Genomic DNA, 11,926 nt, shown 5'->3' on the forward strand with positions numbered 1-11,926 from the left:
CTGGCGCGTCCATCGAGTTACTTGCGGCTCGCGGTGACGGTCAACTGCGTGCCGTCATCGAGCGTGACGGTTTTCTTGGAGCCGGTAGAGGTCGGCATCGAGAAGCGCACGATCTGGCTGAAGCGATTATCGACGGGACATTGCAGGCTCTTGCCGCCCACGGTCACCTTGCTCGTGCCCTTCGGCGCGTATGCGCGAAAGCTGATCTGCACGTTCGCCGCGCCGTTGTCCGCGACGACCGGCGCGAAGCGGATCTGCACTTGCCGCACCGCTTGCCCGTCCGCGCTTTTGGGCACCGACGCCGCCTGCGGGCACCCGTCCGGTACGGCCTGCGCGCCGCTCGGCGCGGTGCCCTGCCAGGTGAAGTCGTCGGTCTGGCCCGAGCGGATGGTGCGCGTTTCCTGCTCGTTGCCGAAATTCTTCGACGCCATCTTCACCGTGTACTTGATGGGGCCGTCATTGGGCGCTTCGGAGAGAACCTTGATGCCTGGCGTCGCGTGGGCGGTCGCTGCGAACAGCGCGAGCGCGGCGACGGAAACGATGCGACGAACGATCAAACGACGATTCATGCCGCCACCTCCGTATCGAGCGCTTGGAAGGAAAGACCGGCGCCGCGAAGCGCCGGCAAGCTGTAGGGCCGATCCAGTCTAGCGCCCCGCCCGCTGGCTCATCCTAGTGGAAAACCCGCGTGAGCAGCAACGTCGATGATGTTCGTCAACACATTCGTCAGAAGCCGGTCAGCACGAGCTTGCCGACCGTGCGCCCTTCTTCCAGAAGGCGATGCGCCTCGCGCAGATTCGCCGCGTTGATCGCGCCGAGATTCTTCCCGAGCGTCGTGCGGATCGTGCCTGCGTCGATCAGCCGCGCCACTTCGGACAGCAGCTTGTGCTGCTCGATCATGTCGGGCGTCTTGAACATCGCGCGCGTGAACATGAACTCCCAGTGAAACGCCGCGCTCTTCGCTTTCAGCAATTCGACGGGAACGGGCTGCGCGTTCTCGACGATCGACGCGATGCCCCCTTGCGGCTTGATGACGTCGGCGGCCGCGGGAAAATGCTTGTCGGTGTCGTTGAAGATCAGCACGTAATCGACTTCGGGAAAGCCGATTGCCTTCATCTGCTTCGGAATGTCGTCGAAGTGATTGACGATGTGATCCGCGCCGAGGTCTTCGGCCCATTTCGCCGATTCGGGCCGCGAGGCAGTGGCGATCACCTGCAATTTCGCGACGCGCTTCGCCAGCTGAATGCCGATCGAGCCGACGCCGCCCGCGCCGCCGATAATCAGCACCGACTTGCCCGCGTCCTTGCCTTCCGCCGACACGCCGAGCCGCTCGAAGAGCGCTTCCCACGCGGTGATCGTCGTGAGCGGCAGCGCGGCGGCGTGGGTGAAATCGAGCGATTTCGGCTTCGCGCCGACAATGCGCTCGTCGATCAGATGAAACTCGCTGTTCGCGCCTTGACGCGTAATGTCGCCCGCGTAGTAGACCGGATCGCCGGCCTTGAAGAGCGTCACGTCCGGGCCGACCGCTTCCACGACGCCCGCCGCGTCCCAGCCGAGCACGCGCGGCGTCGCCTCGACCTTGTCTTTCGGCGCGCGCACTTTCGTGTCGACGGGATTGACGGCGATCGCTTCGATTTTCACGAGCAGATCGCGGCCGGTCGGCGTGGGCTTGTCGAGTTCGATATCGATGAGCGATTCGGGATTGGAAATCGGGAGATAGCGGGTCAAACCGATGGCTTTCATTTTTTGCTCCGTCGTGAGTGGACTGGATTCGATCTTAAAGTGCGATCGGTCTTTCGAAAACCGTCATAATCGCTGAAACATTTTTCGGGAAATCCATCGAATGGCGAGCGATCCTGTAACGGAAGACACGACGCGCGAGCGGCTCGATCTGCTCGACGTCGGCCTTTTTGTGCGCGCGGCGGCGCTGGCGAATCTGTCGGCGGCGGCGCGGGAATTCGGCTTGTCGCCGGCGGTGGCGAGCGCGCGCATCGCCGGGCTGGAGCGCATGCTCGGCACGCGGCTTCTGCATCGCACGACGCGGCGGGTCTCCGTCACGCAGGAAGGCGAGATTTTCGCGGCGCGCGCGCGCGAACTGCTCGACGCCGCCGAAGCCGCGCGCGCATCGGTCGGGCGCGCGCGGGCGCATCCGCATGGCCGGCTGCGCGTGACGATGCCGTCTTCGCTCGGCCGCCAGCACATCTCGCCGCTGATTCCGGCGTTTCTGCGCCAGTTTCCCGGCGTGACCGTCGATTTGCGCATGACCGATCAGATCGTCGATCTCGTCGATGAAGGCATCGACCTCGCGATCCGCATCGGCGCGCTGAAGGATTCGACGCTCGTCGCGAAAAAGCTCGCGAGCAACCGGCGCGTGCTGTGCGCATCGCCCGCGTATCTCGCCGAACACGGCACGCCGCGCCATCCCGCCGATCTCGTCGATCACGAATGCGTGATCCTCGCCGATCAGCGCGACTGGAGCTTCGTCACGCCGACGGGCGTCATCGACGTGCGCGTGTCCGGGCGCATCGTGACGGACAACGGCGAAGTGATCCGGGATGCGCTCGCGGCGGGCATCGGCATCGGCCTCAAATCGACGTGGAGCGTCGCGCCCTTGCTCGCGAGCGGCGAACTCGTCACCGTGCTCGACGATTACCCGCTCGCGCAGACCGTCGCGATCTGGGCGGTGTATCCGAGCCGCGCGTTCGTGCCGCCGAAGACGCTCGCGTTCATCGACTTCCTCGCGGCGCAGTTCGGCGAGCCGCCTTACTGGGATGTCGATCCGGCGCGCGTGCAGCGCTGAAGGTTCTTTACAATGGCGGTTTCGCCGCCCTTTCCTGCTCTTTTTGATGAACCTCGTCATTCAAAGTCCCAGCGCCATTTCCGATTCGCATCTGCGGCCGCTCGCGGCGCTCGCACGCGCCAAAGAGACGCAGCGCGTCGACGACACCCTTCTGCGTCTCATCGACGCCGATCCGCTGCAGCGCCCCGACATCGACGCTTATTGCGGCACCCATGCGCTCGATTACGCCTTTATCGAAGCGAACGCGAAGCTCGCCGATTTCGGCCTCGTCGCGATGGACATGGATTCGACGCTCATCACGATCGAGTGCATCGACGAAATCGCGGATTTTTGCGGGCTGAAAGCCGAAGTCGCGGCAATCACCGAAGCGTCGATGCGCGGCGAGATCAAGGACTTCAACGAGAGCCTCACGCGGCGCGTCGCGCTCCTCAAAGGTCTCGATGCAAGCGCGTTGGAACGCGTCTACGAAGAGCGCCTGCAACTGTCGCCGGGCGCGGAACGCATGCTCGAAGGCGCGCGCGCGGCGGGCCTGAAAACGCTGCTCGTGTCGGGCGGCTTCACGTTCTTCACCGAGCGTCTGAAGGCGCGGCTCGGCCTCGATTACACGCGCGCGAATACGCTCGAAATCGTCGATGAGAAGCTGACCGGCAAGGTCGTCGGCGAGATCGTGAACGCGGATGTGAAGGCGCGCACGCTCATCGAAACGTGCGCGCAGATCGGCATCGATCCGAAACGCGCGATCGCAATGGGCGACGGCTCGAACGACCTGAAGATGATGGCGGAAGCCGGATTATCGGTCGCGTTCCGCGCGAAGCCGGTCGTGCGGCAATCGGCGAGTCTCGCGTTCAACTTCGTCGGACTCGACGGCTTGTTGCGGCTCTTCTGATCGATGTGAAAACGGCGCCTTCGGGGTGCGCCTTCGGGGCGCCGTTTTCATTCAGGCGAACGCCTTGGCGAGCGCGGCTTCGAGATCCGCGCGCAAATCCGCTTCCGCTTCGAGACCGACGTAGAAACGCACCAGCACGCCTTCGTGCGGCCATTGCGACGCGGTGCGCATCGAGCGGATGTTGTACGGCATCGCGAGGCTGTGCGCGCCGCCCCAGCTCCAGCCGATCGAGAACAGTTCGAGCGCTTCGACGAACGCATCGACTTGCGCGCTCGTGTAGCGGCCATCGAAGACGATCGAAAACAGCCCGCCCGCGCCGCCCTTGAAGTCGCGCGTAAAGAACGCGTGGCCGGGACAATCCTCCAGCGCCGGATGCAGGACCGCCTTCACTTCGGGCCGCGTCTTGAGCCACTGGGCGAGCGCGTACGCGGTGCGGTCGTGCGCTTCGTAGCGCACTTTCATCGACGGCAGGCTGCGCAGCACGAGCGACGCATCGTCCGCCGACACGCCGATGCCCATACGCATCCGCGCGCGTTTGAGCTTCTTGTGCAGTTCCTCATCGCGCGTGATGGTCGCGCCCATCAGGATGTCGCTGCCGCCCGACTGATATTTCGTCAACGCCTGCACGGAAATGTCGACGCCATGCTCGAACGGCTTGAACGCGAGGCCCGCGGAAAACGTGTTGTCGATCGCCGTGACGATGCCCTTCGCGCGCGCGACGGCGACGATCGCCGGCACGTCCTGCACTTCCATCGTCACCGAGCCGGGCGCTTCGAGCCAGATCAGCTTCGTGTTCGGACGGATCGAATCGGCGATGCCCGCGCCGGTCATCGGATCGTAATAGGTCACTTCCAGCCCGAAATCGGCGGCGAGCCAGTCGGCGTGATCGCGATTCGGACCGTAGGCGTTGTCGGGCACGAGAACGTGATCGCCCGCTTTCACGAGACCGAAGTAGATGTTGGAGATCGCGGCGAGCCCCGACGGCTGCAGCAGCGCGAATTCGCCGCCCTCGATCGCGGCGAGACGCTGCGCGAGCGCGATGGTCGTCGGCGTGCCGTGCAGGCCGTAGCGCCACTTCGAATCGTCGCTCCAGACGAGCGAGCGCATCGAGGCGAGATCGGGAAACACGACCGTCGATGCGCGCGCGACCGGCACCGAGAACGACTCGAAGCCGGGCGTGATGCGGTCTTCAGGCTGAACGATGCGGGTTTGCAGATCGCGGTCCTTGCTGCTGGAATCAGTCATGGCTTTGCAATACGGAATGAAAAGAGACCGCCGCCGGAACGCCCGGCGGGGTGAAGACAGAGCGAATCATTCGCCGATGATGACGTTGCTCGTGCCGCCCACGGCATTCTTGGGCGGCGCGGGCGGCGCAGGTTCCAGCGACGGCGCGGGCGGCGCCTTCGCGGTGCCCGTCGCGGGCAAGGTCTTGCCGGCCGCGGCGGGCCGCAGATCGAACGGCTGCGGGTTCGAATCGTCCGGGTTCATGCGCTCGCCGGACACGCTGCCGTCCGCCGCGAACTTGCCGACCCAGTTGCCCGTGATGTGCGTGCCGTCGTTCGATTCCTCGATTTCGAGCGTGTCGCCGTCGCGGTCGCCCGCGACGAGAATCACGTTCGGGCTGCCGGCGAACCGGTACTCGCCGTGCACGCCGGAGGGCTCGTCGGTTTTCGCGCCGAGTTTCATCTCGATCTGCTTGTCGCCGAGCGTGCCGACGTAGCGCGGAAACTTCGCGTACTCCGGATTCGGCGTGAGCGGCTTCTGCGGCGGCAGCGCGAGTTCCTTGATCGCGGCTTGCGCGCCGTGTGCGTCGGCGCCCGCTGGCTCGCGTGCGTTCTGTGCCTGCACGCCGGTCTGGCCCGCCGGCATCGGCGATTTGCACGCGGCAAGCGCGGCGAAGATCGTCAAGGCCGCGACCGTCCGCGGCCCTTTCATGCTTGGCATCATCCGTGAGTCCTTCAAATGCGCTCGAAGATCGCCGCGATGCCCTGGCCGCCGCCGATGCACATCGTCACGAGCGCGTAACGCCCGCCGATGCGCTGCAGTTCGTACAACGCCTTCACGGTGATGAGCGCGCCGGTCGCGCCGATCGGATGCCCGAGCGAAATGCCCGAGCCGTTCGGATTGACCTTCGCGGGATCGAGCTTCAGTTCCTGCGATACGGCGCACGCCTGCGCGGCGAACGCCTCGTTTGCTTCGATGACGTCGAGATCGTCGACGGAGAGGCCCGCGCGCTCCAGCACCTTCTGCGTCGCGGGAACCGGGCCGATGCCCATGATCTTCGGATCGACGCCCGCGTGCGCGTACGCGACGAGCCGCGCGAGCGGTTTCGCGCCGCGCTTTTCCGCAAGCGAGCGCTCCATGAGCACGACGGCCGCGGCCGCATCGTTGATGCCCGACGCGTTGCCCGCCGTCACCGTGCCGTTTTCCTTCGCAAAAACCGGCTTGAGCTTCGCGAAGTCTTCGGCGGTGGCGTTCAGGCGAACGTGCTCGTCGCGGTCGAACACGGTGTCGCCTTTCTTGGACGCGAGCGTGATCGGCAGAATCTGATCCTTGAAATAGCCGGCTTCGATCGCTTTCGCCGCGCGCCGGTGCGATTCGAGCGCGAGCGCGTCCTGCATCTCGCGCGTGATGCCGAACTTCGCCGCGACGTTCTCGGCCGTCACGCCCATGTGGATCTTGTCGAACGGATCGTTCAGCGCGCCGACCATCATATCGACGATGCGCGTGTCGCCCATGCGCTGGCCGAAGCGCGCGGCGGGCATGATGTACGCCGCGCGGCTCATGCTTTCCGCGCCGCCGCCGATGGCGACATCGGCATCGCCGAGCAGAATGGACTGCGACGCCGACACGATCGCCTGCAAGCCCGAGCCGCACAAACGGTTCACCGTGAGCGCGGGCGCATGCTGCGTGACGCCGCCGTCGAGCGCCGCGACGCGCGCGAGATACATGTCGCGCGGCTCCGTATGCACGACGTTGCCGAACACGACGTGACCGACTTCATCGCCCGCGACGTTCGCGCGGGACAGCGCTTCGCGCACGACGCGCGCACCGAGATCGGTCGGGCTGAAGTCCTTCAGCGAACCGCCGAAATCGCCGATCGCCGTGCGCACGCCGCTTACCACCACCACTTCACGTTGCATGTTGTCGTCTCCTTCGTTTGAGGTGCGGCTATTCTGCCAGCGCGCGCTCGACCTCGTCCTTTCGCGGGATCGGCGCCACTGCGCCAAAACCTTGTGTCGACAAAGCCGCGGCGACGTTCGCGTAGCGCGCCGCGGCGAAAGGATCGTCGCCTGCAACGATGCGCGCGATGAACGCGCCGCCGAAGCAGTCGCCCGCCCCGGTCGCATCGACCGCCTGCACGACGCGGCCCGGCACCACGCGCCGCTCGTCCGGCGTCGCGATATACGCGCCTTCCTTGCCGAGCTTCAGCGCGACGACCTTCGGACCGAGTTTCAGCAGCGCATCGACGATCGCGTCTTTGTCTTCGTGGCCGGTGAGCAGCGTGACGTCGTCCCAGCTCGGCAGGCAGATGTCGGTTGCGCGGATCGCTTCGAGCATGACCGCGCGGGCGCGCGCGAGCGGCCACAGCTTCAGGCGCAGGTTCGTGTCGAAGCTGACCTTGACGCCGTGCGTGCGCGCATGGTCGATCGCGGCGAGCGCGGCATCGCAGGCGGCCACGCCGATCGCGAGACTGATCCCCGACAGATGCACGACCTTCGCGGCGGCGATCGCATCGAGCGGCAAGTGCGACGGCGCGTAGCGGCTCGCCGCCGAACCCGCGCGCAGATAGTCGAAGCGATGCCCGCTCTCGCCGTGCGACACGAAATAGACGCCCGTGGGCGCATCGTGATCGACGCGCACCGTCGACGTATCGACGTTTTCCGCGCGCCACAGATCGAGCAGCAATTGCCCGAAGTGATCGTTGCCGACCGCGGACACGAAGCCCGTCGCCGCGCCCTGGCGCGATGCCGCGATCAGGAAGTTGGAGACGTCGCCGCCGAAGCCTTGCAGATAGTTCGGCTGATCGCGCGTCGACTGATTGAACTCGATCATGGCCTCGCCGAGCGCGAGGACGTGCGGCATCCTTGGCATGGCTTTAGACCTCGCCCCAGAGATCGTGGCCATCGGCGCCGGTGATCTTCACCGACACGAAGTCGCCGGCCTTGTAGCGCTTCGATGCCTTCGTCGTCGGCGCGATGTACACGACGCCGTCGATTTCCGGCGCGTCCGCCGCCGTGCGACCGATGCCGCCTTCCGCGCCCACTTCATCGACGAGCACTTTGAGCGTCTTGCCGACCTTCTTCTTCATGCGCTTCGCGGACAGTTCTTCCGCGAGTTCCATGAAGCGCGCGCGGCGATCCTCGCGCACTTCGTCGGGCAACGCGCCGTCGAGTTCGTTCGCCGTTGCGCCTTCGACCGGCGAATACGCGAAGCAGCCGACGCGATCCAGATCCGCTTCCTTCAGGAAATCCAGCAGCGTCTGAAACTGCTCTTCCGTCTCGCCCGGAAAGCCCGCGATGAACGTGCTGCGAATCGTCAGATCGGGACAGATTTCGCGCCATGTCTTCACGCGCTCGAGCACCTTTTCCGCGTTCGCCGGGCGCTTCATGCGCTTCAGCACTTCGGGATGCGCGTGCTGGAACGGCACGTCGAGATACGGCAGAACGTGGCCGCGCAGCGGGCCTTCTGCCATCATCGGGATGACTTCGTCGACGCTCGGATACGGATACACGTAATGCAGGCGCACCCACGCGCCGTACTGCGCGGCGAGTTCGCCGAGCGCGCCGACGAGCTCGGTCATGCGCGTCTTGAGCGGCTTGCCGTTCCAGAAACCCGTGCGGTATTTCACGTCGACGCCGTACGCGCTCGTGTCCTGCGAAATCACGAGCAGTTCCTTCACGCCGGACTTGAACAGATTTTCGGCTTCCAGCATGACTTCGGCGACGGGGCGCGAGACGAGATCGCCGCGCATCGACGGGATGATGCAGAACGTGCAGCGATGGTTGCAGCCTTCCGAAATCTTCAGGTAAGCGTAGTGGCGCGGCGTCAGCTTGATGCCGGCGGGCGGCACGAGATCGGTGAACGGATCGTGCGGTTTCGGCAGATGCGTATGCACCGCGTTCATGACTTCGTTGGTCGCGTGCGGACCGGTGACGGCCAGCACTTTCGGATGCACTTCCTCGATGAGGCCCGAACCGCTCGCGCTCTTTTTCGCGCCGAGACAGCCGGTCACGATGACCTTGCCGTTCTCGCTCAACGCCTCGCCGATGGCGTCGAGGCTTTCCTGCACGGCTTCGTCGATGAAGCCGCAGGTGTTGACGACGACGAGGTCCGCGCCGTCATAGGTGCCGGAGATTTCGTAACCTTCGGCGCGCAACTGCGTCATGATCTGCTCGGAATCGACGAGCGCTTTCGGGCAGCCGAGCGACACCATGCCGATTTTCGGCGCGGGCTTCGTCCTGGCGAGTGAATCGATTGAATCTAAAGAATTTTTCACGGGAAGAGTGTCTTGTGGGAGCGCAAGAGGCCAATCCACTATTTTACATCGGCGGGCCGCGGGCACGGCTCGGCCCCCTTTTCCTTTGTCTCATTCCGATTGAAGCTGGCGCGCAGCAAACTCGAGCGAATCCGCGGCTTCCCGCGTCTCTCATTGCTTCGAATCACACATCGGTTTCATGCTCGACTACTCAGCGCTGCGCCATTTCAATCCGCACTTCGTCACGCCCTGCTACTCGGGCCAAGTGACGTCCGGCTACGCCACCAGCATGCTCACGCTCACCAACGAGCTCTGGCGCCTCGGCGTGCGAGGCTCGATGCGCATCTGCGCCGGCGAAAGTCTCGTCACGCGCGCGCAATGAAGCCGTCGCGCATTTTCTGATGCATACGGAGCACACGCATCTCTTCTGGATCGATGCCGATATCGGCTTCACGCCGGAGCAGGCGCTGCGTCTGCTGCTCGCGGGTCGCGATGTCGTCGCCGGCGTGTATCCGCTCGAGCGCATCGACTGGACGGGCGAGATTCCCGCCGGGCTCACGCAAGCGCAGTTTCTCGAACGGGCGTTGCGCTATCCGGTGAATTCGCATGACGGCGCGCGCCTCGAAGTGGACGACGACGGCTTCATGAAAGTGGACGAGGCGCCGACGGGCTTCATGTGCATACGCCGCGCGGTGCTCGAAACGATGATCGCGCGCATGCCCGAGTTGCGCTACGTGCCCGACGCGCCGCCGGATTCGCCGTTGCACGGCTACTGCCATCGCTTCTTCGACGTGATGGTCGAGCCGGAAACCGGGCGCTATCTTTCCGAGGACTACGCGTTTTGCCGCCGCTGGCGCGATTCTGGCGGAAAGGTGTACGTGGATGCACGCTCGACACTGGAGCACCACGGCGCCTATACGTATCGCGGCGATTTCGGCGCGGCGCTGGCGTACGATTCGACGAGAGCCGTGGGCGGGCAATGAACGGACGGCGCGCGAGCGCTCACGCCGAGGCGCGCAAGCCTCGACGCCCGCACGCGCCCTCGAACCGGACTACTTCTTTTCCGTCGACGAAGGCGTGGGCGTCGGGAACGGAAACGTGTTGAACATCGACTTCGCCTGCGACTGCATCTGCTCCTGCATCTGCACGAACATGTTTTTCGACTGCTCGATGTAGCTCGTCATCATGCCCTGCATCATCGGCGCCTGCATGTTCATGAACTGCGACCAGACTTCGGGGTTGAGCGCGTTGCCGTCGTAGATGCCCTTGCTCTGCTCGGTCAGCTTCTGCTGGATGTCGATGAACGCCTGGATGTTCTTCTCCAGATACGTGCCCATCATGCCCTGCATCGCGTGGCCGTAGAAACGGATGATCTGCGAGAGCATCACCGACGAGAACATCGGCAGGCCGCCGCTCTCTTCTTCCAGAATGATCTGCAGAAGGATGCTGCGCGTGAGGTCGTCGTTGGACTTCGCGTCGAGCACCTTGAAATCTTCCTGATCGAGCACGAGCTGTTTCACATCCGACAACGTGATGTAGGTGCTCGTTTCCGTGTCGTACAGCCGACGGTTTGGATACTTTTTGATGAGTCGTTCGGCGGGTTTCTTTGTAGTAGTAGTGGTGGTCATTTAACGCCTTTAAACGCAAAACTTTACTGCGATGGCAGCAAGCAGGTCTTGCGTTGTCGCAAAAAAGCGCTGCTGCATGTTCGCCGCATCGTTGATAAATCCGGCGAGTGGTGACTTCCCGCGCGCGTTTCGGCGTCGCGGGAAGCCGCCGCCCGTCAGCCCATATGCAAGCCGCCGTTCAGCGAGAAGTCCGCGCCGGTCGCGAAGCCCGATTCTTCGGACGCGAGCCACGCGCAGATCGAGCCGATTTCGTCCGGGGTGCCGAGACGGCGCACCGGAATGGTCGCGACGATCTTCTCCAGCACTTCCGGACGGATCGCCTTCACCATGTCCGTGCCGATATAGCCCGGCGACACGGTGTTGACCGTCACGCCCTTCGTGGCCACTTCCTGCGCGAGCGCCATTGTGAAGCCGTGAATGCCGGCCTTCGCGGTCGAGTAGTTCGTCTGACCGAACTGGCCTTTCTGCCCGTTCACCGACGAAATGTTGATGATCCGGCCCCAGCCGCGCTCGACCATGCCGTCGATGACCTGCTTCGTCACGTTGAAGAGGCTCGTCAGGTTCGTGTCGATGACGGCGGTCCAGTCTTCGTGCGTCATCTTGCGGAACACGACGTCGCGCGTGATGCCCGCGTTATTCACGAGGACATCGATCTCGCCGACTTCGGCCTTGACCTTGTCGAACGCGTTCTTGGTCGATTCCCAGTCGCCGACGTTGCCTTCCGAGGCGATGAATTCGAAGCCGAGCGCCTTCTGGTCTTCCAGCCATTTCACCCGGCGCGGCGAATTCGGACCGCAGCCCACGACGACCGTAAAGCCATCTTTAAGCAGGCGCTGGCTGATGCTGGTGCCGATGCCGCCCATCCCGCCGGTTACATACGCTATACGCTTCGCCATTCCTCACTCCATTTTCGTTATGCGGACGGCGATCTCCTTGCCGCCCGCTGGCCCTTCCCAATCCCGCCAGTGACTATCTGTGACTTGTTACGGACGTTCCACCGCCAGCGCGACACCCATGCCGCCGCCGATGCACAGCGACGCCAGACCCTTCTTCGCATCGCGCTTCTGCATTTCGTGCAGCAGCGTGACGAGAATCCGGCAGCCCGACGCGCCGATCGGATGACCGATCGCGAT

13 protein-coding genes and 1 pseudogene are annotated in these 11,926 nt (G+C 64.3%); 4 read left to right on the forward strand and 10 right to left on the reverse strand.

Annotated elements, in window-relative coordinates:
• Positions 1–17: 17 nt before the first annotated feature.
• Together NCS00_RS07885 and NCS00_RS07890 are read right to left on the reverse strand one after the other, a co-directional pair.
• Entirely contained in the window at positions 18–569 is a 552-nt protein-coding gene (locus NCS00_RS07885; RefSeq protein WP_008349423.1) for a DUF6013 family protein, read from the reverse strand.
• Positions 570–726: 157 nt separating this feature from the next.
• Positions 727–1,743, reverse strand: coding sequence for a zinc-binding alcohol dehydrogenase family protein (locus NCS00_RS07890; RefSeq protein ID WP_250439811.1), 1,017 nt, complete (start codon positions 1,741–1,743; stop codon positions 727–729).
• A gap of 100 nt (positions 1,744–1,843) precedes the next feature.
• Here NCS00_RS07890 and NCS00_RS07895 point away from each other — a divergent pair, with 100 nt between their 5' ends.
• Together NCS00_RS07895 and serB are read left to right on the forward strand one after the other, a co-directional pair.
• Positions 1,844–2,800 (forward strand): LysR family transcriptional regulator, encoded by a 957-nt coding sequence (locus NCS00_RS07895; RefSeq protein WP_008349421.1) that lies wholly within the window; start codon positions 1,844–1,846, stop codon positions 2,798–2,800.
• A gap of 46 nt (positions 2,801–2,846) precedes the next feature.
• Positions 2,847–3,686: a phosphoserine phosphatase SerB gene (gene serB / locus NCS00_RS07900; protein ID WP_250439813.1), complete on the forward strand. Its 840-nt coding sequence runs from the start codon at positions 2,847–2,849 to the stop codon at positions 3,684–3,686.
• Positions 3,687–3,737: 51 nt separating this feature from the next.
• On the opposite strand, the gene NCS00_RS07905 is transcribed toward serB, so the two are convergent.
• The 5 genes from NCS00_RS07905 to rimO all read right to left on the reverse strand — a co-directional run bounded on the left by NCS00_RS07905 (position 3,738) and on the right by rimO (position 9,123).
• Entirely contained in the window at positions 3,738–4,931 is a 1,194-nt protein-coding gene (locus NCS00_RS07905) for a cystathionine beta-lyase (RefSeq protein WP_250439815.1), read from the reverse strand.
• Positions 4,932–4,997: 66 nt separating this feature from the next.
• Positions 4,998–5,621: a hypothetical protein gene (locus tag NCS00_RS07910; RefSeq protein ID WP_502801575.1), complete on the reverse strand. Its 624-nt coding sequence runs from the start codon at positions 5,619–5,621 to the stop codon at positions 4,998–5,000.
• 23 nt (positions 5,622–5,644) lie between these two features.
• Positions 5,645–6,829: a beta-ketothiolase BktB gene (gene bktB, locus NCS00_RS07915; RefSeq protein WP_250439818.1), complete on the reverse strand. Its 1,185-nt coding sequence runs from the start codon at positions 6,827–6,829 to the stop codon at positions 5,645–5,647.
• 28 nt (positions 6,830–6,857) lie between these two features.
• Complete coding sequence (locus tag NCS00_RS07920; protein ID WP_250439820.1) at positions 6,858–7,781, reverse strand: sugar kinase; 924 nt, start codon at positions 7,779–7,781, stop codon at positions 6,858–6,860.
• Between the two features lie 4 nt (positions 7,782–7,785).
• Positions 7,786–9,123, reverse strand: coding sequence for a 30S ribosomal protein S12 methylthiotransferase RimO (gene rimO, locus NCS00_RS07925; protein WP_051079027.1), 1,338 nt, complete (start codon positions 9,121–9,123; stop codon positions 7,786–7,788).
• 241 nt (positions 9,124–9,364) lie between these two features.
• Here rimO and NCS00_RS07930 point away from each other — a divergent pair, with 241 nt between their 5' ends.
• Positions 9,365–9,547: a hypothetical protein gene (locus NCS00_RS07930; RefSeq protein WP_250439822.1), complete on the forward strand. Its 183-nt coding sequence runs from the start codon at positions 9,365–9,367 to the stop codon at positions 9,545–9,547.
• Positions 9,548–9,566: 19 nt separating this feature from the next.
• Complete coding sequence (locus tag NCS00_RS07935; RefSeq protein WP_250434802.1) at positions 9,567–10,148, forward strand: hypothetical protein; 582 nt, start codon at positions 9,567–9,569, stop codon at positions 10,146–10,148.
• A 69-nt stretch (positions 10,149–10,217) separates the two neighbouring features.
• On the opposite strand, the gene phaR is transcribed toward NCS00_RS07935, so the two are convergent.
• The 3 genes and pseudogenes from phaR to NCS00_RS07950 all read right to left on the reverse strand — a co-directional run.
• Positions 10,218–10,793: a polyhydroxyalkanoate synthesis repressor PhaR gene (phaR, locus tag NCS00_RS07940; protein ID WP_033537161.1), complete on the reverse strand. Its 576-nt coding sequence runs from the start codon at positions 10,791–10,793 to the stop codon at positions 10,218–10,220.
• A gap of 155 nt (positions 10,794–10,948) precedes the next feature.
• The gene (locus NCS00_RS07945; protein WP_008349413.1) at positions 10,949–11,689 is read right to left on the reverse strand and encodes a 3-ketoacyl-ACP reductase; all 741 of its coding nucleotides are present in this window, start codon (positions 11,687–11,689) and stop codon (positions 10,949–10,951) included.
• Positions 11,690–11,776: 87 nt separating this feature from the next.
• A pseudogene (locus tag NCS00_RS07950) lies at positions 11,777–11,926 on the reverse strand (acetyl-CoA C-acetyltransferase); the annotation flags it as partial.

It is taken from the genome of Caballeronia sp. AZ1_KS37 (assembly GCF_023631165.1).
Lineage (GTDB): Bacteria > Pseudomonadota > Gammaproteobacteria > Burkholderiales > Burkholderiaceae > Caballeronia > Caballeronia zhejiangensis.